Annotated in this window: 23 protein-coding genes; 20 read left to right on the top strand and 3 right to left on the bottom strand. The window is 51.1% G+C overall.

The window, feature by feature from the left end; translation table 11 throughout:
* The first annotated feature begins 3 nt into the window (after positions 1 to 3).
* Complete coding sequence (locus tag Q9L42_RS14685; protein ID WP_305907659.1) at positions 4 to 774, top strand: metal ABC transporter permease; 771 nt, start codon at positions 4 to 6, stop codon at positions 772 to 774.
* Between the two features lie 16 nt (positions 775 to 790).
* Here Q9L42_RS14685 and Q9L42_RS14680 read toward each other — a convergent pair whose 3' ends face one another.
* Positions 791 to 1015, bottom strand: a complete 225-nt coding sequence (locus tag Q9L42_RS14680; protein ID WP_305907660.1) for a DUF2835 domain-containing protein — start codon at positions 1013 to 1015, stop codon at positions 791 to 793.
* A gap of 46 nt (positions 1016 to 1061) precedes the next feature.
* Positions 1062 to 1937: a protease HtpX gene (htpX, locus tag Q9L42_RS14675; RefSeq protein ID WP_349431320.1), complete on the bottom strand. Its 876-nt coding sequence runs from the start codon at positions 1935 to 1937 to the stop codon at positions 1062 to 1064.
* A 112-nt stretch (positions 1938 to 2049) separates the two neighbouring features.
* Here htpX and Q9L42_RS14670 point away from each other — a divergent pair, with 112 nt between their 5' ends.
* From Q9L42_RS14670 to Q9L42_RS14630, 9 genes are all read left to right on the top strand, one after another.
* Positions 2050 to 3162 carry a PQQ-dependent sugar dehydrogenase gene (locus Q9L42_RS14670; protein ID WP_349431319.1) on the top strand — a complete coding sequence of 371 codons (1113 nt, stop codon included), beginning with the start codon at positions 2050 to 2052 and terminating at the stop codon, positions 3160 to 3162.
* Positions 3159 to 3758 carry an NUDIX domain-containing protein gene (locus tag Q9L42_RS14665; protein WP_305907663.1) on the top strand — a complete coding sequence of 200 codons (600 nt, stop codon included), beginning with the start codon at positions 3159 to 3161 and terminating at the stop codon, positions 3756 to 3758. The genes Q9L42_RS14670 and Q9L42_RS14665 overlap by 4 nt, the downstream gene beginning before the upstream one ends.
* A 101-nt stretch (positions 3759 to 3859) precedes the next feature.
* On the top strand, positions 3860 to 4756 hold the full coding sequence (gene ttcA, locus Q9L42_RS14660) for a tRNA 2-thiocytidine(32) synthetase TtcA (protein ID WP_305907664.1): 897 nt from the start codon (positions 3860 to 3862) through the stop codon (positions 4754 to 4756).
* 2 nt (positions 4757 to 4758) lie between these two features.
* Positions 4759 to 5490 carry an SAM hydrolase/SAM-dependent halogenase family protein gene (locus Q9L42_RS14655; protein WP_305910183.1) on the top strand — a complete coding sequence of 244 codons (732 nt, stop codon included), beginning with the start codon at positions 4759 to 4761 and terminating at the stop codon, positions 5488 to 5490.
* Positions 5471 to 7171, top strand: coding sequence for an AMIN domain-containing protein (locus tag Q9L42_RS14650; RefSeq protein WP_349431318.1), 1701 nt, complete (start codon positions 5471 to 5473; stop codon positions 7169 to 7171). The genes Q9L42_RS14655 and Q9L42_RS14650 overlap by 20 nt, the downstream gene beginning before the upstream one ends.
* A gap of 216 nt (positions 7172 to 7387) precedes the next feature.
* Positions 7388 to 8239 (top strand): hypothetical protein, encoded by an 852-nt coding sequence (locus tag Q9L42_RS14645; RefSeq protein ID WP_305907667.1) that lies wholly within the window; start codon positions 7388 to 7390, stop codon positions 8237 to 8239.
* Between the two features lie 80 nt (positions 8240 to 8319).
* Positions 8320 to 9366 (top strand): UDP-glucose 4-epimerase GalE, encoded by a 1047-nt coding sequence (gene galE, locus Q9L42_RS14640; RefSeq protein ID WP_305907668.1) that lies wholly within the window; start codon positions 8320 to 8322, stop codon positions 9364 to 9366.
* Positions 9367 to 9422: 56 nt separating this feature from the next.
* Entirely contained in the window at positions 9423 to 11003 is a 1581-nt protein-coding gene (locus tag Q9L42_RS14635) for a peptide chain release factor 3 (protein ID WP_349431317.1), read from the top strand.
* A 64-nt stretch (positions 11004 to 11067) separates the two neighbouring features.
* A complete protein-coding gene (locus Q9L42_RS14630) occupies positions 11068 to 11763 on the top strand; it encodes an SDR family oxidoreductase (protein WP_305907669.1) in 696 nt (231 codons plus the stop codon).
* Positions 11764 to 12343: 580 nt separating this feature from the next.
* On the opposite strand, the gene Q9L42_RS14625 is transcribed toward Q9L42_RS14630, so the two are convergent.
* A complete protein-coding gene (locus tag Q9L42_RS14625; protein WP_305907671.1) occupies positions 12344 to 12592 on the bottom strand; it encodes a hypothetical protein in 249 nt (82 codons plus the stop codon).
* 225 nt (positions 12593 to 12817) lie between these two features.
* Here Q9L42_RS14625 and smrA point away from each other — a divergent pair, with 225 nt between their 5' ends.
* The 10 genes from smrA (at position 12818) to Q9L42_RS14575 (ending at position 22063) form a co-directional block, all read left to right on the top strand.
* Complete coding sequence (smrA, locus tag Q9L42_RS14620; RefSeq protein WP_349431316.1) at positions 12818 to 13411, top strand: DNA endonuclease SmrA; 594 nt, start codon at positions 12818 to 12820, stop codon at positions 13409 to 13411.
* Positions 13412 to 14069: 658 nt separating this feature from the next.
* Positions 14070 to 14648, top strand: a complete 579-nt coding sequence (locus tag Q9L42_RS14615) for a tetratricopeptide repeat protein (protein WP_305907674.1) — start codon at positions 14070 to 14072, stop codon at positions 14646 to 14648.
* Positions 14649 to 14701: 53 nt separating this feature from the next.
* Positions 14702 to 16624, top strand: a complete 1923-nt coding sequence (locus tag Q9L42_RS14610; protein ID WP_349431315.1) for an ATP-dependent DNA helicase — start codon at positions 14702 to 14704, stop codon at positions 16622 to 16624.
* Positions 16621 to 17304 carry a tRNA (adenosine(37)-N6)-threonylcarbamoyltransferase complex dimerization subunit type 1 TsaB gene (gene tsaB, locus Q9L42_RS14605; RefSeq protein WP_305907676.1) on the top strand — a complete coding sequence of 228 codons (684 nt, stop codon included), beginning with the start codon at positions 16621 to 16623 and terminating at the stop codon, positions 17302 to 17304. The genes Q9L42_RS14610 and tsaB overlap by 4 nt, the downstream gene beginning before the upstream one ends.
* A 36-nt stretch (positions 17305 to 17340) precedes the next feature.
* Positions 17341 to 17961: an L-threonylcarbamoyladenylate synthase gene (locus Q9L42_RS14600; protein WP_305907677.1), complete on the top strand. Its 621-nt coding sequence runs from the start codon at positions 17341 to 17343 to the stop codon at positions 17959 to 17961.
* Positions 17962 to 17979: 18 nt separating this feature from the next.
* On the top strand, positions 17980 to 18633 hold the full coding sequence (locus Q9L42_RS14595) for a site-2 protease family protein (protein ID WP_305907678.1): 654 nt from the start codon (positions 17980 to 17982) through the stop codon (positions 18631 to 18633).
* A 23-nt stretch (positions 18634 to 18656) separates the two neighbouring features.
* Positions 18657 to 19466 (top strand): segregation and condensation protein A, encoded by an 810-nt coding sequence (locus Q9L42_RS14590; RefSeq protein ID WP_305907679.1) that lies wholly within the window; start codon positions 18657 to 18659, stop codon positions 19464 to 19466.
* A 40-nt stretch (positions 19467 to 19506) separates the two neighbouring features.
* Complete coding sequence (gene scpB / locus Q9L42_RS14585; protein WP_305907680.1) at positions 19507 to 20295, top strand: SMC-Scp complex subunit ScpB; 789 nt, start codon at positions 19507 to 19509, stop codon at positions 20293 to 20295.
* Positions 20177 to 21049, top strand: a complete 873-nt coding sequence (gene rluB, locus Q9L42_RS14580) for a 23S rRNA pseudouridine(2605) synthase RluB (protein WP_432648846.1) — start codon at positions 20177 to 20179, stop codon at positions 21047 to 21049. The genes scpB and rluB overlap by 119 nt, the downstream gene beginning before the upstream one ends.
* A 126-nt stretch (positions 21050 to 21175) precedes the next feature.
* Positions 21176 to 22063: a LysR family transcriptional regulator gene (locus Q9L42_RS14575; RefSeq protein WP_305907681.1), complete on the top strand. Its 888-nt coding sequence runs from the start codon at positions 21176 to 21178 to the stop codon at positions 22061 to 22063.
* Positions 22064 to 22066: the final 3 nt, after the last annotated feature.

The raw sequence follows: 22066 nt of genomic DNA, 5'->3' as shown, positions 1-22066 counted from the left end.
ATCATGACTGGACACATCTTGCTTGCACTGATTTTAGGCGGCGCGATCGGCGCCGTGGCCGGTTATCTGGGGTCGTTGATGTTGACCAAGCGCATGGCCCTGATGGGGGGCGCGCTCGGTCACTTGACCCTGCCCGGCGTCGCGCTGGCCTTGTTATACGATTTCGATGTTTCGCTCGGGGCAATATTGTTTCTGGCTTTCGGCGTGACGATTATTTGGTATTTGGAGCAGAAAACACGTTTGCATCTTGAGGCGCTGACCGCTGTCGTCTTTTCAGGATCTTTGGCGACCGCTTTTCTGTTTTTGCCGCAGGAAGAAACCGATATCGCCTTGTTAGGTGATATTTCCCAGATTTCATTAACCACGACGGTCATGGCGGTGGTGATTTCGCTGTGTCTGTATGCGGCGATCAAATCTATCTATTCGGAATTGATATTGGCCGGCATCTCGCCGGATCTGGCTCACAGTAATGGCGTCAACCTTAAACGCAACAATATCCTTTACCTTGTCTGTATTTCGATCACAGTGGCCTTAGGCGTCCGTATCGTCGGCGGCTTGATGACGGCCGCACTGTTGGCCGTGCCGGCTTGCACCGCCAAAAATATCAGCGGCAGCCTTAAAAGCTATGTCTGGGTCAGCATCGCGGCAGGCGCTCTGTCCTGTGTGGTCGGCATATTGATTTATGCCTTTTTCGGTTTGCCGGTCGGTCCGATGATTATCATCGCCAGTGTCGTGTTATTCCTGATTTCGGTTTTTAAGCCCGTCCAGTTTTAAGATTGATGACGATCATTCAGCGTATTTTTTTGATGCCGATAAACTTATGTTGTCGAGAAAGCTCCATCTCAAAATATCCATGAATGCCATCCTTAGTCAGGAATGGCTGAATATTGCCAGCCGGAAAATCGATCAGACGGCCGTCGTCGGCCTTGACGCGGACCGTTTTACTGAGACCTTGATAAACGCTGAGGTATTGGTCATAGCCGATGTGTAAATGAAAGCGGATGCACTGATTCATAGTTAAAAAGACGCCGGTCAGAAAAACCGGCGTTGAGGGGGAGAAATTAACGTTGATTTTGCAGCGCTGCGATGCGCTCCTCCAGAGGCGGGTGGCTCATGAATAATTTTTGCATCCCGCCGCCGTTGATGCCGAAAGCCGCCAGTTGTCCCGGCAAGTCTTCGGGGTTATGCGCTCTTTGTAAGGCGCGTAGCGCGCCGATCATTTTTTGCCGGCCCGCCAGTCTGGCTCCATCGGCGTCGGCGCGAAATTCCCGGTAGCGGGAGAACCACATGACCAGCATCGACGCCAGTATCGACAATACGATTTGCATGACGATTTGGGTCACATAATAGGCCGGTCCATAACCGCGTTCGGTTTTAAAGACGACGCGGTCGACGACATGGCCGATGACGGTCGCAAAGAAATAGACGAAGGTGTTGACGACGCCTTGCATCAAGGCCATCGTCACCATGTCGCCGTTGGCGACGTGGCTGATTTCATGGCCGACCACCGCTTCCACCTCGTCGGCATTCATGTTTTGCAGCAAGCCGGTGCTGACCGCGACTAGCGCATTGTTCCGACTCATGCCGGTGGCGAAGGCATTGGGTTCCGGCGTCTGGAAGATACCGACTTCCGGCATGCCGATGCCGACCTGTTTGGCTTGCTGGGCGACGATGTTAACCAGCCATTGTTCGGTCTGGTTTTGCGGGTGCTCGATGACATGGACGCCCATCGCCTTTTTCGCCGACCACTTGGACAGGGCCAGCGAAATCGCCGAACCGGTCATGCCGATGATCGCGGACATGATCAGCAGGGCTTCGAGATTCAGATTGACGCCCTGGGCATCCAGGGTGCTTTTCAAGCCCAGCAGATTGAATATGACGCTGATGACGACCAGGATGGCCGCATTGGTCGCGAGGAAAAGAAGTATTCTCATCATGTTGTAGAACCTTTAACTTATTATAGTGTTGTTCAATATATAGGGATGCGGGATATTAAATTCAATTGATAGAGTGTTAAGATGCGATAAAGTTTATTGCAAGGAGTAAAAAATGAAAATATTTGCCTTTTTTTTGGCGATGCTGGCGGCCACTCAAGCTATTGGTGCGGCTGAGGCGGATAAGCAACAAGTACTACGGCAACTGCAATTGCCAGTGGGTTTTAAAATCTCTTTGTTTGCCAGCGATGTTCCGAACGCCAGGTCCCTGGCATTGGGTGATCAAGGCGTGATATATGTCGGTACGCGTCAGCAAGGCGCTGTTTATGCGTTGCAGGATGTCGACCATGACGGCGTCGCCGAACGGCGCTACGAACTCGCGAAGGGGCTTTATATGCCTAATGGCGTGGCTTACCGTAATAATCAGTTGTTTGTCGCCGAAACCAACCGCATCTTACGCTTCGACAACATCGGCGACAATCTGGCCAACCCTCCTAAACCGGTCGTGGTTTATGACCGCTTGCCGAGCGACAAGCACCACGGCTGGAAATATCTGCGTTTCGGTCCGGACGGCAAGCTCTATACGTCGGTCGGCGCCCCCTGCAATATCTGCAATCCGGACAAGGAAATCTACACCTCGCTGGTCAGGTTGAATGTCGACGGCAGCGGCTTCGAGATTCTGGCCCGTGGCATACGCAACACGGTCGGTTTTGATTGGCGACCGGGTAGCGATGCGTTATTTTTTACCGAAAACGGCCGCGATTATCTTGGGGATGATGTGCCGCCCGATGAATTAAATCGTTGGAGCGAGAAAGGCCAACATTTCGGCTATCCCTATTGTCATGCCGGCAGCATCGCCGATCCTGAATTGGCCGGCGATCGGCGTTGCGACGAGTTTGTCGCGCCGGAGTGGAAATTCAAGGCCCATATGGCGCCGTTGGGTCTGCGCTTTTATTCCGGCAAGCAGTTTCCTAAACGCTTTCACAATCAATTATTGGTAGCACAACACGGTTCCTGGAACCGCAGCAAGCCGCACGGCTATCGGATTGCGCTGGTTAAGTTCAAAAACAACAAACCCTATAAAGAACAGGCTTTTATCAGCGGTTGGCTGACCGAAACAGACGAAGTTTTGGGACGCCCGACCGATATATTGCAGTTGCCCGACGGTAGTCTGTTGATAGCCGACGATACCTTGGGCGTGATTTATCGGGTTGAATATCAAAAATGACGGAACAACGCTTCGAAATCGTCGATAAGGAAACGGTTTATAACGGTTTTTTCAGGCTGGAAAAATATCGGCTCAGGCATACGCTGTTTCAGGGCGGCTGGAGCAAGGAATTGGACCGCGAATTATTCCGCCGCGGTAACTGTGTCGCGGTGTTGTTGTATGATCCCTTGCGGGACGAGGTCGTGTTGATCGAGCAGTTCAGGGTCGGGGCGATCTTGCAGCCGGAGCGGGCTTGGTTGCTGGAAATCGTTGCCGGCGCGATTGAGGAAGGTGAAAGCGCCGAGCAAGTGGCGATGCGCGAAGCCAAAGAGGAGGCCGGTTGCGATATTCAGGAGCTGCGTTTGATTCGGAGTTTTTACACGACGCCGGGCGGCGCCTCGGAATGGTTGACGTTGTTTTATGGCCGGGTTGATAGCAGCGGGGTTGGCGGCATCCATGGGCTGGATCATGAGGATGAGGATATCCGGGTCAGCGCGGTCAAGTTCGACGTGGTTTATCGGCTGTTGGAAGAAGGTAAAATCGAATCGGCGATTCCGATCATCGCAATACAATGGCTATATATACATAGGGCTGTACTCAGGGCCGAAGCGAGTTGAGGTTGTCATCTATGGGACGAGGCCTTGCTTTTTAACTCTTTAATTTACAAAGAAAATCGTTCATAATGCTCGGTTTTTTCTAGCATGGTGACAGTTTCTGCATGAAAACGTTAACGGGGTCGGCAAAATACAATTTTAATAAATTACAAAAGCGCTTGCGCCGACAAACCGGGCAAGCGATAGAAGATTACAACATGATAGAAGCGGGCGACCGGGTCATGGTCTGTCTATCAGGCGGTGCGGACAGCTATACGATGCTCAGCATCTTGATGAGTCTTAAGAAAAGCGCGCCGGTTGATTTCGATCTCGTTGCGGTCAATCTGGATCAGAAACAACCCGGTTTTCCCGAACATGTACTGCCCGAATACCTGGCTGACTTGGGGATCGAATATCATATTATCAATCGAGATACTTATTCGATCGTCAAGTCCAAAATACCGGAAGGCAAGACGACCTGTGGCTTGTGTTCGCGTTTGCGCCGAGGCACGTTATACTCGTTTGCCGAAGAGATAGGCGCCACTAAATTGGCGCTGGGTCATCATAAGGACGATATCGTCGAAACGCTGTTTTTGAACATGTTTTATGGTTCCCGTATTTCTGCGATGCCGCCTAAATTATTGTCCGACGATCAGCGTAACATCGTCATCAGGCCCCTGGCTTATTGCCGCGAGAAGGATATCAAGCGCTATGCCGAGGCGATGGAATTTCCGATTATTCCTTGTAATCTGTGCGGCTCGCAGGAGAATCTGCAGCGTCAGGCCATCAAAGCCATGCTGACTGAATGGGAGAACAAAGGCGGCGGGCGCACCGAGGCCATTTTTACCGCGCTGCAGAATATCGCTCCGTCACAATTGGGCGATAACGAGTTGTTCGATTTTAAGAATCTAAAAATCGACCGCAGCGGAGAGCGAACGCCCTACGAGTTTGAAACGAATCAGACGGTGGTGTCAAACTTGGTCAATTGGCGGGACAGAAGCTTGGAAATCCTGGAATTGTAGTGATGGCGATTGTTTTGTTCACCGATTTCGGCGCGGAGGGCCCTTATCTGGGACAAATGGAATCGGTGATCGCCGAGATTGCGGCTGACTGTAGAGTCATCAATTTGCTGAGCAATGCGCCGAAATCCGATCCGTTGTTGAGTTCTTATCTGCTAGCCGCCATGGCTAAGGATTTTCCGGTAGGCACTGTTTTTTTGGCCGTCGTTGATCCCGGTGTCGGCGGCGAGCGCTCCGCCGTTGTGTTGGAGGCGGACGGACGGTTTTTTGTCGGCCCCGATAATGGATTGCTGAACACCGCGGCTGTTCATGCCAGTCAGCGCCGTTGGTTTGAAATTATCTGGCGACCGCAGCGCTGGTCCACTAGTTTTCATGGTCGGGATATTTTCGCGCCGGTGGCCGCTCGATTGGCCGTCAATAGCGCCGATGATGATGACTTGCAGCCGTATCAACAGTCCTTGCACGGTTGGGCGAAAGATTTGCAGCGGGTTATCTATTTCGATCATTATGGCAATGCGATGACCGGTATACGTTTTGACGACCATTGGAACGGAGAGACGCTTCAGGTCAACGGCCGCAGCATTAAACAAGCCGATACCTTTTCCGATGTTCAGGAAGGCGAGGCGTTTTGGTATAACAATTCTTCAGGATTAATCGAAATTGCCGCTAATAAGGACTGTGCGCGAAATCGATTAAGCTTAAGATTGAGAGACGAGGTTGGCAGGTGTCTGGAATAAAAGAGTCTTTACGGCGATGATCGGGGACGCGCTCAATCGTTTGGCTAGGCGTTCATTAACGCCGCTGATCTTCAATGTTTTGTGGCTGGCTTCTGCGCCTTTGTTTGCGCAGACTGCGCAGGTCATCCTGGCTCGTCAGGAAGTGCTGGCCGAAAACAAGGCGGTTTTTCATTTCAACCTACCTGAAAACAGCCAATTTGAGATTCATCCGCTGCATAATCCGCAACGTCTGGTCATCGATGTTACCGGCGCCGGCATAGGCGAGGACTTGCCCCAATCATTGCCGGCGCATCCATTCGTCACTGCCGTCCGCGCAGCCAATTATTCAGGCAATAAGGCCAGGCTCGTCATCGAGCTGAAGGATGATGTGGTCATCGACAGTTTTAACAGCCAAACCGAAGTGTCGGTCGGACAGCAAACATTAACGGTTTTTTTGACGGTGAAAACGCCCGCGAAGTCGCCTATTTTCGTAGCTAATACCCGGAAGCCAACCCAAGGGGCGAACGATGACGAAGCCGAAGAAGCCATCCCGGAACTATTAACGGATTGGGATATTTCTGGTGCCATCGGCGTCGAAAATCTCGCCTTTATCCATGAAGGCTTGGCGCCGGAACAACATAATAATTATGTTTCGGGCGTTTTTCAGGCGGAATTCTATAAGACGTGGGATGACGGTCGGCAAAGTTTCGCCTTTGTGCCATTCTATCGCTATTCCCAGCATGATAATCGTAGAACTCATTTCGATATCCGTGAGCTGACTTGGTTGATGGCGGAACGAGACTGGGAGTTAAGAACCGGTTTTCGGAAGATTTTCTGGGGCGTCGCCGAAGGTTTGCATCTGATCGACATCATCAATCAAACGGACCTGGTCGAAAATCCCGACACCGAGGATAAATTAGGCCAGCCGATGGTCAATCTTGCACTGATCAATGATTGGGGGACCATTGATTTGTTCGTGATGCCGGGATTCAGGGAAAGAACTTTTTCCGGCGTGGAAGGGCGTTTCAGATTGATCCCGGAAATTGCGGTCGGCGATGCGATCTTCGACAGGAGCGGGCTGGAAAAGCATATGTCTTATGCGGTGCGCTGGGCGCATTATTTTGGTGCCTGGGATATCGGTATTTCCCATTTTTACGGTATGGGTAGGGAGCCGCGTTTCATTCCTACTTTCGATCGTAACGGCCAGATCAGTAAAATTGTGCCGCTTTACGAAACCATCAACCAAACTAGCCTCGACCTTCAAATGACCCACGAGAGTTGGCTATGGAAGCTCGAAGCGATGGTGCGCTCCGGCATGGGCAAGACTTTTTTCGCCGCCGTCGGGGGCTTCGAATATACCTTGTTCAATGTGTATGAAAGCGGCCTGGATTTAGGCTTCGTGCTTGAATATATGTACGATACCCGGGGTTCTAGGAATTTCTACGCTCCCTTTCAGGACGATTTTCTTACGGCGTTGCGTTTCGGTTTCAATGATGCGCAAAGCACCGAGATTCTCGCCGGGGTGTTGTTCGACAGGACCAGTAACAGCAAATTCTATAATATCGAGGCGAGTCGTAGGCTTGGAGATAGTTGGACGATAGAGGCGGAGATGCGTTTGTATGCTGGCTCTCCATCCTATGACAGTCCTTATTTTTTAAGGGAAGACGATCATTTCAGGATAGAGTTGAACTATCATTTTTAATGGCTTGTTGTCGGAATATTTGACACTTGGCGCAATATTTTTATCTGGGAAAAATATTTTTCTTTATAAAATAAAGGGATAGTTTAATGAGAACGAATATTGCTTGCTTTTATATGAGGCTATTTCCGCATGGCAGCTATTCAGCATTTTTACGGCTTTATTGTCGGTCATATATGTTGAATAAATTGCCTAGGTGACATCGATAACGGGCGGGTCATGATAAAGAAAGGCGTTTTTCTTTTGGGTATGTTGCTTCTAGCAATACCCTTATGGTTTGCAATAAAAAAGGGGGTAGAGAATGACCTCGTCGACAAGATTAATCGAGACCTCACTCTGAATCCTTCTTCTGCGGGTCAAGCCGAAGCTTTTAAGCTGCTCGACGGCAGTCAGTATCGCGGTAAAATTTATCCCTGGCTGGGATATCCGGTGACGATACTGTATGAAGATCAATTGTTAGGGGAAGGCGACAATGCCGGTCGCCCTCCCGATGAGTTCAAGGTCAAGGAATTATTGTTAAAACAGCGCAGTAAGAAAAGGCTGATACTCAAAATAGACAGCTGGAAAATAACCTCGGCTGGCGATTCTGAAGCCAATCAGCTTCATGTCAAATGGTATCTGCAGATACTGAAATGGGCGCACGAAGTGGCTCCGGAAGTCAATCTTGGTTATTTCGGCATGCCTTATTCTCCCTGGTTTGCATTGCAAAAACCTGATATCCGTATGCGCGATTATCAGAGTATTTTATCCGAGCTATCTCCGGTACTGCTGGAATCCGACAGTCTCTATCCGGTTTTTTTTGTTCAATACGGCGATTCAGAGCATTTGTTCTATACGATGAGCACGCAATTGTATATTGCAAAGACGTTTGCCAAGCCGGTTTATCCGATACTCTGGCAACGCGGCTTATCAGCCAACAACGTCAGTCGCGAAATTCTGCCTGCCGATTTAATTAGGCGGCAATGCCTGTTCGTCAAAAAATACGCCGACGGTATGGTATGGTGGTCGGATAACAGCGAGTCCTGGGAGGACGGCTGGTATGACGATGTCAAAAAGATTTGTTTTGACTGAACCGGTGCAGTCGCCCAGTTTCGTCGTCAATGCTGGCGGTGCTTTTCTAACGTTATATTTTTCTGCATAGTCTTTAGTTAATGAGTAAAACAATCTTAGTGACCGGAGGCGCCGGCTATATCGGCAGTCATGCTTGCGTGGAGCTGTTAGGGGCGGGGTTTAAGGTCGTCATTGTCGACAATTTATCCAACAGCAAAGTCGAGGCGATCAATCGCATCAAGACGATTACTGGCCAAGACGTCGTTTTTTATCAGGTCGACGTCAGGGATAGAGCCAAATTACAGTCCATTTTTCAGGCCCACGATATTACGGCGGTGATTCATTTCGCCGGATTCAAGGCCGTCGGCGAGTCCTGTCAGCAACCGGTCAGTTATTATGACAATAATATCAACTCGACCTTGATTCTGGTCGAGGTGATGAAGGAGCATCATGTCAATAAGCTGGTGTTCAGTTCTTCGGCGACCGTATACGGTGATCCCGACAGCGTGCCGATCATGGAGGGCTTTCCATTGCAGGCCACCAACCCTTACGGCAGAAGCAAATTGTTCATCGAGGAAATTCTGCGCGATATCGCCCAGTCCGACGAATTGAATGCCGTCGAGCATCCCTGGAAAATCGCCATCTTGCGTTATTTCAATCCGGTTGGCGCCCATCATAGCGGTCTGATCGGAGAAGATCCGAACGGTATTCCGAATAATTTGATGCCTTATTTATCCCAGGTCGCCATCGGCAAGTTGGAGGTACTATCGGTATTCGGCAATGATTATCCGACTAAAGACGGTACCGGCGTCAGAGACTACATCCATGTCGTTGATCTGGCTAAGGGCCATGTCAAGGCGCTGGACTTCCTGGTGGCGACGGAGAAGACGGAAGCCGTCTGCGAACCCTTCAACTTGGGCACCGGTAACGGTTATAGCGTACTGGATATGATCCACGCTTTTAGCGAAGTGACCGGGCGAAAAATCAATTACAAGATAGCGCCTAGGCGCGCCGGCGATATCGCCGAATGTTACGCCAACCCCCAGTTGGCCGCTACGAGGTTGCATTGGCAAGCGGAGAAAAACTTGCGGGATATGATGGCCGATACCTGGCGTTGGCAGAAAAGCAATCCGCGTGGATACGAATAAGAACGGGACCGAAAATTACGTTATAATGACAGGTTTTATTGTATCCTCATACACGCATGTCAGCATTATCCACAGAAATCAACAGGCGCAGGACTTTCGCGATCATTTCGCACCCCGATGCCGGTAAAACCACCATTACCGAAAAATTGCTGCTGTTCGGCGGCGCGATACAGCTGGCCGGCTCGGTGAAGGGGCGTAAAGCGGCCCGCCATGCGACGTCGGACTGGATGGAAATGGAAAAAGAGCGGGGCATTTCCGTGACGACCTCGGTGATGCAGTTCGAACACAAGGACTGCATACTCAACTTGCTCGACACGCCTGGGCATGAGGATTTTTCGGAAGATACTTATCGTACGTTGACCGCCGTCGACTCGGCGTTGATGGTAATCGATGTCGCCAAGGGTGTCGAGGCTCGAACCATTAAGTTGATGGAAGTGTGTCGCTTGCGCACGACGCCGATATTGACCTTTATCAACAAGCTGGACCGCGAGGGGCGTGAGCCGATCGAGTTGCTCGACGAGGTCGAGAGCGTGCTGAAAATCAATTGCGCACCGATGACCTGGCCTATCGGCATGGGCAAGCGATTCAAGGGCGTTTATCATCTATATAAAGATGAAGTTTTGTTATTCAGTCCCCACCATGAAGGCAAAATAGCCGAAGCCGAAGTCATCAAGGGCCTGGACAACCCAAAATTGGATGAGGTGTTGAAAGACCAGGCCGAGGAACTGCGTGAAGAGATTGAGCTGGTTAAAGGCGCTAGCCATGAGTTCAACCTGGAAGACTATTTGTCGGGACAGTTGACGCCGGTGTTTTTCGGCTCGGCGATCAACAATTTCGGCATTATTGAATTGCTGGATGCGTTCGCTGAATATGCCCCGGCGCCTAAACCGAGACAGGCCGAGCAGCGGGATGTGGCGCCGGATGAAGGAAAATTCAGCGGCTTCGTGTTCAAAATTCAAGCCAACATGGATCCTGCCCACCGCGACCGAATCGCCTTCATGAGAATTTGTTCCGGAAAGTTCGATAAGGGGATGAAGATCAATCATGTCCGTATCGGCAAGAACATTCAGGTAGGAAACGCGATCACCTTCCAGGCAGATAGCCGTAAAAACGTCGAGGAGGCCTATCCCGGCGATATCATCGGCTTGCATAACCATGGCACGATCCAGGTCGGCGATACCTTCACCCAGGGGGGAAAATTAAAATTTGGCGGTATTCCTTATTTTGCCCCGGAATTGTTCCGTCGTGTGGTACTGAAGGACCCGTTGCGTTCCAAGGCTTTGCAAAAAGGCCTCACCCAGTTGACCGAAGAGGGCGCCACGCAGCTTTTCAAACCATTGAAAAACAACGACCTGATCTTAGGTGCGGTCGGGGTGTTGCAGTTCGATGTGACCGCGCATAGGCTGAAAACCGAATACAATGTGGAATGTGTCTATGATGCAATAGGCATCAACACCGTGCGTTGGGTCAGCGCCGATGACCCGGCCAAGCTGGAAGAGTTTAAGAGGAAGGCGTACGATAATCTGGCCGAAGACGGTGGCGGATATCTGGTCTATCTGGCCAACAGCCGGGTTAATCTGCAGTTGACCGAAGAGCGATGGCCCGATATTCAATTCAACGCCACTCGGGAATTATAGCCCTGTTACGATAAAGCTTCAGCGACAGGGATAGGGTATTGCAGCAAGTCTATAGGTGAGAGCTATGAACACGGTGTTAGTGACTGGAACCAACCGCGGATTGGGGCTGGAATTTTGCCGGCAATATGCGCGGGCAGGCTGGCGGGTGATCGCCTGTTGTCGCGGGCCGGAGCAGGCCTCCGCATTGAAGCGGCTTGCCAGCGACAACGCGAATGTCCAGATTTATCGACTAGATGTTTGCGATCACGCCACTATCGATTGCTTGGCGGAACAGCTGGCGGATACCGCGATCGATCAGCTAATCGCCAATGCCGCTTATTATGGGGATTGTAGGGGACACGGCTATGGCCGTCTGGATTATCAGGCCTGGCGCACTACGCTGGAAACCAATGTGCTTGGAGCGGTGAAGGTCGCCGAGGCTTTTACTCCGCATTTGCGTCGTCGCGCCAAGCCATTGATTGTCGCGGTGAGCAGCTTGATGGGCAGTATTGCCGATAACAACAGCGGCGGCAGCTTGTTGTATCGGTCCAGCAAGGCGGCTCTGAACGCGGCGATGAAGAGCCTGGCCATCGATTTGCGTTCCGCCGGTATCGGCGTATTAATTTTTCATCCGGGCTGGGTTAAAACCGACATGGGTGGGCCTGATGCATTAATCGACGCCGAAACCAGTGTGGCCGGAATGATGAAGCAAATCGATGTGTTTGATATTTCCCAAAGCGGCAGTTTTCTCAACTACGATGGCGCGGCCTTGCCTTGGTGACCGCAGTCAGTCCATATTTTCATTTTGGCCGAAATCGCTCAACAGTGGTTTGATTGATCTGAGGAAGGCAGGGCTACCTCAGTAAATGAATGAGTGGCAAAACAGAATTTAACAACAAATACGCCAGGGGGATCCGCTGTGCGAGATCCATCTCACGGATGTGGGTGTGCTGATGGTAGGAAGAGCACCTTGTTTCGATGCGCTTCACGCTGTTCGACACATCCGAAGGCAAGGCTACATTGGCATGCAACCGTAGGGTGATTCGCCGCCAGGTAATGCGCCCGGATACCACAATGACCCCAATTTTGCCTCCGGCGACGGTTTTTGGCGGCTTGCTTCGCGAAGCCGCCCTACGTTGGCGGATCCGCTACGCTTGATCCGCCCTACCGGTGCGGGTAGGGTAGGGTAGGGTGTGCTGGCGATAGGAAGCGCACCGGTTTTGATGCGCTTCACGGTGTTCGACACATCCGAAGGCAAGACGGTGCTTTGCGTAGGAGCGCCGCCCTCGGCGCGAAAAGCAAGTAGTCCGCATCGCTATGCGAAATGCAGGTCAACGAGGTCCTGAACGATTCAACCGTGATTAGAGTAAGTTAAACGTTCGGGGCGGGTTAAATAACCCGCCCCGCCCAAGAAGGTGTTTTTTAATGAGGGAGCCCTGCTGAGGAAGGGCGTAGTGGTTTTTGTTATCAGCCTGCCAATGATGCGACTCGAAGTCGAAATCCGCTGGAAGAATCTCGTTCGCTTTGTATAGACTCCATTCGATGTGATCGGCTAACGGCAGATCATCCATATGCTCATAATCGATATCGTTGTGATTTAGCTCATTCATGATGACTCTCCTCTCCGATGGGGCTGAAAATCCAAGTTACATCGGCGCTCAGCAAAAATCTATTGTACTTTGGTGCAGGCCGAGCAAATCTTGATGAGCTCTGTGATTTAATTAATGTTTTTCTAGGGGACGTTTTTGATCGGATAAGAGTTAGGAAACTTATACTGGGTTTTCGCTGTCTTGCAAACAGTGTGTTCGTTTGGGCGTGTCAGATAGGTGAGAGCGATGAAGACTTCAGCAATAAATAATGATGTGGAGCTGTTTAGCAAGGAAATGGAAGGTGTGCGGCCGATTCATCGCGATGCCAGGGTTGCAATGAAAAAAGTCGTTGCTGAAAATCCCGGGCAACAGTACAGAAGAGAGTGCGCGGCTTTTGATCGAGATGAAACGGAGTGTCCGTTGTCGCTGGTGCTGAGAAAAAAATTAACCGCCGATGACTGGTTATGTTTTAAGCGTGACGGTATTCAAAGCGGCGTTTTTAAAAATCTGCGTACCGGCAAATATCCTCAGGAAGCGACATTGAATTTGAACCGCAAAACGCCTCAGCAGGCGCGAGACGAGCTCGTGCAGTTTGTCGATGACTGTCAGGAAATGAATGTTCGTAGCGTGTTAGTTTTTTTCGGTCATGGTCAGGGCGGTCATTTGCTAAAAAGCTACTTGGCTCAGTGGTTGCCGGAATTAAAAAACGTCCAGGTTTTTCATACCGCGCTGAAACATCACGGCGGCAGTGCCGCTGTTTATGTGATGTTACGGAAGAGCGAACAGAAGAGAATGGAAAACAGAGAGCGTCATGCCGCCAGGTTGGGCAAGGCTTTGTAGCAGTAATTCTCAGTTTGAGCGTTTCTTTATTAACCAAATTCAGCAATTCTCAATTTGGACAGCAAAGAGGGCCTGGGGTTGTGTTTGGCGAGGAACGAAGTTCACCCAGCACCTAAATTATCCTGGAATGTAAAATATAGTCCAGTAGCCATGGAATTTAGCAGCAATTCCCATATCATCAGTTTGAGTATTTTTGCGGTGTTTAGGGCATGGGGTGTGTCTGTCGAGGAGCGCCGTAAACCCATCCCTGGGGGCTTGACGGCAGCATCCTTGCTGCCGACATCCTCGCCAAACACACCCCATGCCCTTTTTGAACGCCAAAGTGGGAATTTCTGGGAATTTAGGTGCTGGGTAAACCCATCCTTGGGGGCTTGCCACCGACATGCTCGCCAAACACAACCCTAGGCCCTAAACACCACTAAAACGCTCAAACTGAGAATTGCTGAGCCAAATTGATGTTGCTGGCCTTGTCGTATAATTCATGCCGTTGTGGATCGGTTTGATATAATGAAGTTCGGCGCTCTTATAGGCTCAGGCGAAGCTTGTAACAGACACCGTCATCTTTCGAATAGATTGTGCCGTGTTGATCATAGGGGCGAAATTAGCTGGCCGGCGCCTGATAGGGCGCGGCGTTACCACTCATAAGACATAAGCCCGTATGAAACATTATAAACTCATCCTTGCGCTCCCTTTTTGTTTGCTGCAAGCTTGTAGCGAGTTTTACGGTTACCAACCTCCTGCGCCGGTATACGGCAAGCGGGTGACGAATCCTTACGAATCGGAAACAGGGCGTTCATATTCGGCGACAGGTGTCGATACGCCGTCTTCTGAAGATAGGGAAGTATTGCAACAGAAGGAGCAGGCCGCCTCTTTGCCGACCTCTAAACCGGCTTATCGTGCGCCATCCATGTCGCCCGCTGTCATCGCCTTAGTGGCGGAATCGGATCGAAGCAGCCGTTCCGGTGATTTGGAATCGGCTGTCGCCGGCCTGGAACGGGCGTTAAGAATAGACCCCAGAAATCCGACACTGACTTATAAATTAGCCGAAATCAGGATGAAACAGGAAAAGCCAAGACTGGCCGAGGACTTAGCCAAGAAAGCGGCCTTGCTGGCTGCGGGCGATAGCGCATTAAAAAGAAAAAGCTGGTTGTTAATCAGTGAAGCGCGGAAAATGCAGCAAAATTATCATGGCGCAAAGGAAGCCAAAATAAAGGCAGAAAGTTTCGTTAGCCCTTGACGTAAATATTTGCCATGTTAGGCTAAGCGGCTTTTTTAGGTTTTGATGTTGCAGTGACAGAGTTCGAGCAAATTTTCGCCAGTGATGGGGCCTTGGCTTCGGTGATTTCAGGTTATAGGCCCCGTTCGGCACAGCTTGAAATGGCAGAGGCGATTGCCTCGGCCATAGCCGAGGAACAGAATTTAATAGCCGAAGCCGGCACTGGCACCGGTAAAACTTTTGCCTATTTACTTCCCGCTATTTTATCGGGTAAAAAAGTCATTGTTTCTACCGGCACCAAAAATCTGCAGGATCAGTTATTCAACAAGGATTTGCCGCTGATACGGAAGGCGCTGAAAAAAACGCCGTTCAAGGCCGCCTTGTTAAAAGGCAGAGCCAATTATCTATGCATTTATCGTCTTGATAATGCACTGAATTCCTCATTTGGTCATCACAAAGAGGATGCGGCGGCGCTGGCGCAGATCAAGTCCTGGTCGAAACGGACCAAAGTCGGCGATATTTCCGAAATCAGCGACGTTAAAGAAGGCGATCCGGTCTGGTTCAATGCCACCTCGACCGTCGATAATTGCCTGGGACAGGATTGCCCGGATTATGCCGATTGCTTTCTGGTCAAGGCGCGTAAGCGGGCCCAGGAATCCGATATTATCGTCGTCAATCACCATCTGTTATGCGCCGATTGGTCGATTCGAGAAACCGGTTTTGGCGAATTATTGCCCAATGTAGAGGTTGTTATCATCGACGAGGCGCACCAACTGGCCGATACCGCCTCCAATTTCCTCGGTACGTCCCTGGGGGGGAAGCAGCTCAACGACCTGGCGACCGATACGCTCAGCGAATACCTCAGTGACGCCAAGGATATGCCGGATTTACGCCAGGCATGCGAAGACTTGCAACTGGATGTCAAGGATTTGCGCTTGGCATTCGGCTTGGAATTGCGGCGCGGAGAATGGAAGGAAATCGAGAATAATCCGAAAATTTCCGGCGCGTTGAACGCCGTGCATGAACAACTGCAAAGGCTGACCGACCAGTTGGAAATCGCCTCGGTGCGCAGCAAGGGTCTGGAATCCTGTTTTGAACGCGCGGAGACCTATGAGGCGCAACTGGACAGCATTATCAACGACACCCATGGCGAATGGATCAAGTGGTATGAGACCCATAGCAAGAGTTTCACGCTGAGCCGGACGCCGCTGGATATCGCCAAGGAATTCAAGTCGTTTATGCAGCATCATCAGGCGACATGGATCTTCACCTCTGCGACTCTCAGCGTCGCCAACAATTTTGTCCATTTCAGCAAAAACCTCGGTTTGTTCGATGCCGCAACCCATAGCTGGGAAAGCCCATTCGATTACCCCAATCAATCGTTGTTTTATCATCCTAGGGGCTTGCCGAAACCGACTCAACCGGATTATACCGACAAGATCATCGAATTCGTCGTGCCAGTGCTGGAAGCGAGCCGGGGGCGGGCGTTCTTTTTGTTCACCAGTCATCGGGCCCTGCAGCGAGCGGCGCAATTGCTGGAAGACCGATTGGAATATCCGCTGCTAGTGCAAGGCAGGCGATCCAAATCGGCGCTGCTGGAGGAATTCAAGCAGCAGGGCAATGCTATCCTGCTGGCGACCGCCAGTTTCTGGGAGGGGGTGGATGTGCGCGGCGACGCCTTGTCCTGCGTCATCATCGATAAACTGCCGTTCGCCTCGCCAGGCGACCCGGTGCTGAAAGCGCGTCTGAACGCGATGGAAAAACAAGGGCGCAATCCTTTTTTCGAACACCAGTTGCCGGCGGCGGTAATCGCCCTGAGGCAGGGGGTCGGGCGATTGATCCGCGATGTCAACGACAAAGGCGTACTGATGGTCTGTGATCCGCGTCTATTGAAGCGCGCCTACGGACAAATGTTTTTGGACAGCGTGCCAGCCATGAAAAGAACTCGAGATATCGCCGATGTGCGACAATTTTTTCAACGAGAGGAACAAGATTGAAGCTATTAGCCGTGGAAACCTCGACCGAAGCCTGTTCGGCGGCTTTGTATGTCGATGGTGAGATACAGGAAAAATTCGCGCTAGCGCCGCGCGAACACACGAAATTAATACTGCCGATGATCGATGAGTTAATGGCCGGTGCGCAATTGTCGCCTCAACAACTGGATGCCGTGGCGTTCAGTCGCGGGCCGGGCTCGTTCACCGGAGTCAGAATCGCCACCGGCATCATTCAAGGCATTGCATTCGGTGCAGATCTGCCGGTCGTTCCGGTGTCGACGTTGGCGGCTATCGCTCAGGATTATTTCAATCAGAATCGGATCAACGTCGCCTTTACCGCGATGGATGCGAGGATGGGGGAAATTTTCTGGGGCGTATATCAGCAAGATCGTCAGGGCTATGCTAGATTGTTGGGTAAGGAAGCCGTGACGCCGGCGCTGGATGTCGTATTTCCCGATATTGCCGGCGCCGGCGTCGGTTCCGGCTGGGGTGTTTATCGGCAGGAACTGGCAACTCGATTAGGTTCATTGCTGTTGGCGACCGATGCAAAGAAACTCCCTAGGGCGGCCGCGATAGTGCAATTAGGCGCCGATGGCTTTAGCAATGAACAGGCGGTTGCGGTGGAGGAGGCGATGCCGGTTTACTTGCGTGATAAAGTCGCGAAAAAAGAATCTGAAAGATAGGGTACAATGGCGTCTTTAATAATTAATACAATAACTATGGCGCAGTTTTTTGAAATACATCCTGAAAATCCGCAGTTGCGTCTGATTCACCAGGCTGTTGAAATCATCGCTAAGGGCGGCGTAATCGTTTATCCGACCGATTCTTCCTACGCCATTGCCTGCCAAATCGGCGATAAACAGGCGTTGGACAAAATAAGGCGCATTCGTAGGCTGGATAGCAAGCATAATTTTACCCTGGTCTGCAAAGATCTGGTGCAGGTTTCCAATTTCACTAAAATCAGCAATGATGCCTTTAGACTGATTAAAAACCTGACGCCGGGACCGTTCACTTTCGTGCTGGATGCGACCAAGGAGGTCCCGCGGCGTTTACAGCATCCGAAAAAGAAAACCATCGGCATCCGTGTGCCCGATTGTAAAATCGCCCTGTCGTTGGTCGAAGAGTTAGGGGAGCCGCTGTTTACCTCGACGATGATCCTACCCGATAAGGAGCAGGCGATGACCGACCCTTATCAAATCCGTGAGCGTCTGGAGCATGATGTCGACTTGGTCATCGATGCCGGTATTATCGAATATCAGCCCACGACCATTATCGCCTGCAACAGCAGTCAGATTGAAATTCTCAGGCAAGGCGCCGGCCAGGCGCCGATGTTGGGTTAATCCTCGGGACATAAGTTTATGATGAATGAATTATCGATGGTCCAGCGCATCGTCGTCTGGGTGTTGCCGGTGGTCTTTGCGATTACCGTACATGAAGTCGCGCATGGCTGGGTCGCTAAAAAATTTGGCGATAATACCGCCTTTCAGCAGGGCCGGCTGACGCTGAATCCGGTCAAGCATATCGATTGGCTGGGCACCATCGTAATACCGGGAGTGTTGCTGTTGTCGGGGTCCGCCTTCATCTTCGGCTGGGCGAAACCGGTTCCGGTCGATGCCCGGTACTTCAAGAATCCCAGGAAGGCGATGGCCGTCGTCGCATTAGCCGGTCCCATGTCCAACTTACTGATGGCGATTGCCTGGGCGCTAATCGCCAGAATCGGCGTGATCGTGCATAGCGAATTCATCTCGCTGCCGTTGATTTATATGGGCATCGCTGGGATTTCGATCAATTTGATTTTGGCTTTGATCAATCTGCTGCCAATTCCGCCGCTGGACGGCAGCCGCATCGTCACCGGTCTCTTGCCGCATAGACTCGCCTGGCAGTACAACCGGCTGGAACGCTTCGGCTTCCTGATTTTGCTGGCTTTGCTGATGAGTGGAGGTCTGGGCTATCTACTCGCCTATCCGATGTATTACACCCAGAAATTGTTTTTCACCTTGGCCGGCTTATAATCTTGCCTAACGAAGAACTTGTTTTGATTGAACAGAGCCCGGAATTTCAGCAACAATCTCAGCCTATAGCCAAGGTATTGGGCGCGCCTTATCAGGACATGCCGGAGGATCTTTATATTCCGCCCGATGCCTTGGAGGTTTTTTTAGAGGCATTTGAAGGACCACTGGATTTGCTGTTATATTTGATTCGCAAGCAAAATATGGATATTCTCAATATTCCGATCGCGCAAATCACTCAACAATATATCGGCTATATCGAGATGATGGATGCCTTGCGCTTGGAGTTGGCGGCGGAATACTTGGTCATGGCCGCATTGTTGGCGGAGATCAAATCGAGAATGCTATTGCCCCGACAGCCGGAAGTGGAGGAGGAAGAAGATGATCCCCGCGCCTATTTAATCCGTAAACTGCAGGAATATGAGGCGATTAAGAAGGTGGCTGAACAAATCGATCAGCTGCCAAGGAATGAACGGGATGTCTTCGATGCGACGGTCGACGTATCGACCATCAACGTGCAGCATCAATTACCGGATGTTCGGTTACAGGATATGTTATTGGCATTTCAAGATGTACTCAAACGCGCCGAGCAGCTCAGCCATCATCAAATAACCAAGGAGCCCTTATCAGTCCGTGAACGAATGGCAGCCATTTTGGAAAAACTTAACCGGCCAGATAGCCTCCCTTTCGCAGCGCTATTTAGCCGACACGAAGGAAAAGGCGGGGTGGTTGTCTCGTTTCTTGCCATCCTCGAACTCAGCAAGGAAGGACTCATCGAAATCCTCCAACCCGATCCCTTCGACGAGATCCGAATCCAAGGTAGATCTCAAACCTGAAACCGTCGTTGCGCCGCCCAAGCAGCGCAAAAGGAAGCCCGTGTCCGTAGCACAACCGCAAGAGCGCCAGCCGGCCAAGCAAGCAGTCACCGAGGAGAGTCCTCCGGAACCGAAGAAACTACCAGCAGAATTTAAACCTAACGAGTTTGATGTGAACACCAAGCGCATTGTAGAGGCGATTTTATTTGCGGCGAATCGCGCCATGTCCGCTAAACAGATCCAACAGGTTTTTCCGGAGTTGGAACAGCCCGAGATCAAAGAAATTCAGGCCGCGATCGACGCTATTATCGAGGATTACAGGCTTCGTCCCATCGGTCTGCAAAAGTTGGCCAGCGGCTATCGGTTCCAGGTCAAGGAAGGCATGTCGCCGTGGATCACTCGCTTGTTCGAGGAAAAACCGCCTAAATATTCGCGCGCCTTGCTGGAAACGCTGGCCATTATTGCTTATCGGCAGCCGGTGACGCGCGGTGAAATCGAAGAGATACGCGGTGTCAGTGTCAGCACTCAAATCATCAGAACCTTGCTGGACAGGGAGTGGATACGGGTGATCGCCCATAAGGAAGTTCCCGGCCGTCCTGCGCTGTACGGGGCTACGAAACAATTTCTGGATTATTTTAACTTATCATCATTCGATGAATTGCCGACCATGGAAGAGATTAAAGATCTCGACTTAAATGCCGAAACTATTGCACCAACAGAACAAAATCACCGTGAAAAACAAGAAACATCCGTCCAGGCCGAAAGCTCAGAACCCGAATCGGAAGCCGTCGAATCGTCGACAGCAGGCGAAACAACAGGCGCCGCGCTCGAAAACAGCACCATCCACTGACAAGGCGGTCAACAAAGAAGGCGGCGAACGCATTCAAAAAGTTCTGGCGCGAGGAGGTCTCGGTTCCAGACGCGAAGTCGAACGTTGGATCGAGGAGGGGCGTCTTGTCGTCAACGGTAAAAAAGTAACGCCGGGTTATCATCTCAAGGAGGGCGACCATCTCCAATTGAATGGCCGGGTGGTTAAATGGGAAAAATATGTCATGCAGCCTACTCGCGTGCTTGTCTACCATAAACCGACCGGCGAGGTGGTCTCGCGACGAGATCCGGAGGGACGCCCGGTCGTGTTCACCCAATTGCCGCGTCTATCGGTGGGACGTTGGATCGCCGTCGGCAGACTCGATATCAATACCTCGGGGTTGTTATTGGTGACTAACAATGGAGAATTAGCCAATCGTTTGATGCATCCCTCCACCGAAGTGGAACGAGAATATGCCGTGCGCATTCTCGGTGAAGTCGACGACGAAATGCTGGAACGCTTGAAAACCGGAGTCGAATTAGAGGACGGGGTCGCTCATTTCGACGATATTCAGTTTTATGCCGGCGAGGGCGCTAACAAATGGTATCACGTCGTGGTCCGGGAAGGGCGTAACCGTCTGGTCAGAAGATTATGGGAATCGCAAGGCGTTAAAGTCAGTCGTTTGAAAAGAGTGCGTTACGGGCCGGCGATGTTGCCGGAAAGAATTAAATCGCATTCTTATTATGAGCTGGATGATAAGGAACTGGTGTTATTGATGAAGTTTGCCGGCTTGTAAGAGTCGTAAATTGGCCGGTTTTCAGATTGGCAGAACGATCAAGATAAGGTATATTGTATTTTTCTAATATGTTTGTGGTCCCTGGTCTTAAGCCATTGTTTCTGAATAAAGACGTCAGGAATTGATTTGAACCCAAATCATTTATTAACCTTCGCCGTCGTCGCCAGATGTAAAAGCATTACCCAAGCGGCGCAATATTTGCAGATAGGCCAGCCGGCCGTGTCTGGGCAGCTGAAATTATTGCAAGGCGCCGTTGGAGAGCCTCTTTATGAGCGCAAGGGTCATCAGATTGCATTGACGCCGGCCGGCAGCGGTTTGCTGGAATACGCCGAGAAAATGTATTGCGACTTCAATCAGGCGATCGATTATGTACGCTGCTTGAAAGACGTCAATGCCGGAAGTTTGCGGATCGGCGCGACCAGCACGCTGGCCAGTTTTTATCTGCCTCGTTTTGTCGTGCAGTTGCAAGCAGAGCATTCCGGTGTTCAGGTTTATATGGAGACCGAAGATACCCGGGAAATTGTTGCTAAAATGCATGATTATGATTTGGGCTTCGTCGAAGGCACCGTTGAACGTGAAGAACTGCCGATCAATTATCAAGTCATTCCTTGGCAGACCGATGAAATCGTGTTGATTTTGGCGGAAGATCATCCGTTGGCTGTGCAATATCCGCAGGCGGCGCCGTTGACGGTTTTTGCGGAGTATCAGGTGATTTGGCGCGAACCGGGTTCAGGAGCCCGTCAGGTGGTGCAAAAAGCCTTGGCCGAGGCCGGAATCAGTGCGCCGATTAATATCGAAGTCACCGGTGTCACCGGCGTCAAGGAAGCGGTCAGGGCCGGCATGGGCATCGGGTTTTCTTCATCGCAGGCTCTCCGACATGAAAGCGAGGGCCTGGTTGCTCGTCGTATCAATCCGCCGCAGGGCTTGCCTTGGCATTTGAACTTGATTGCGCCTAACCCAGCGATGCGATCTAGAGTCGCGAAGGCTTTTTTGGCGTTATGCCTTTCCGAATAAAAT

Source organism: Methylomarinum sp. Ch1-1 (genome assembly GCF_030717995.2).
Taxonomy (GTDB): domain Bacteria; phylum Pseudomonadota; class Gammaproteobacteria; order Methylococcales; family Methylomonadaceae; genus Methylomarinum; species Methylomarinum roseum.
This window is presented reverse-complemented; position numbering and strand designations above follow the sequence as displayed.

Coding starts and splice junctions, on each gene's coding strand:
- Q9L42_RS14670 (WP_349431319.1), top strand. CDS start 2,050: ATGAAAATATTTGCCTTTTTTTTGGCGATGCTGGCGGCCACTCAAGCT.
- Q9L42_RS14680 (WP_305907660.1), bottom strand. CDS start 1,015: ATGAATCAGTGCATCCGCTTTCATTTACACATCGGCTATGACCAATAC.
- Q9L42_RS14685 (WP_305907659.1), top strand. CDS start 4: ATGACTGGACACATCTTGCTTGCACTGATTTTAGGCGGCGCGATCGGC.
- Q9L42_RS14630 (WP_305907669.1), top strand. CDS start 11,068: ATGAACACGGTGTTAGTGACTGGAACCAACCGCGGATTGGGGCTGGAA.
- htpX (WP_349431320.1), bottom strand. CDS start 1,937: ATGATGAGAATACTTCTTTTCCTCGCGACCAATGCGGCCATCCTGGTC.
- Q9L42_RS14635 (WP_349431317.1), top strand. CDS start 9,423: ATGTCAGCATTATCCACAGAAATCAACAGGCGCAGGACTTTCGCGATC.
- Q9L42_RS14655 (WP_305910183.1), top strand. CDS start 4,759: ATGGCGATTGTTTTGTTCACCGATTTCGGCGCGGAGGGCCCTTATCTG.
- Q9L42_RS14625 (WP_305907671.1), bottom strand. CDS start 12,592: ATGAATGAGCTAAATCACAACGATATCGATTATGAGCATATGGATGAT.
- ttcA (WP_305907664.1), top strand. CDS start 3,860: ATGAAAACGTTAACGGGGTCGGCAAAATACAATTTTAATAAATTACAA.
- Q9L42_RS14665 (WP_305907663.1), top strand. CDS start 3,159: ATGACGGAACAACGCTTCGAAATCGTCGATAAGGAAACGGTTTATAAC.
- Q9L42_RS14615 (WP_305907674.1), top strand. CDS start 14,070: ATGAAACATTATAAACTCATCCTTGCGCTCCCTTTTTGTTTGCTGCAA.
- galE (WP_305907668.1), top strand. CDS start 8,320: ATGAGTAAAACAATCTTAGTGACCGGAGGCGCCGGCTATATCGGCAGT.
- Q9L42_RS14595 (WP_305907678.1), top strand. CDS start 17,980: ATGATGAATGAATTATCGATGGTCCAGCGCATCGTCGTCTGGGTGTTG.
- Q9L42_RS14600 (WP_305907677.1), top strand. CDS start 17,341: ATGGCGCAGTTTTTTGAAATACATCCTGAAAATCCGCAGTTGCGTCTG.
- Q9L42_RS14645 (WP_305907667.1), top strand. CDS start 7,388: ATGATAAAGAAAGGCGTTTTTCTTTTGGGTATGTTGCTTCTAGCAATA.
- smrA (WP_349431316.1), top strand. CDS start 12,818: ATGAAGACTTCAGCAATAAATAATGATGTGGAGCTGTTTAGCAAGGAA.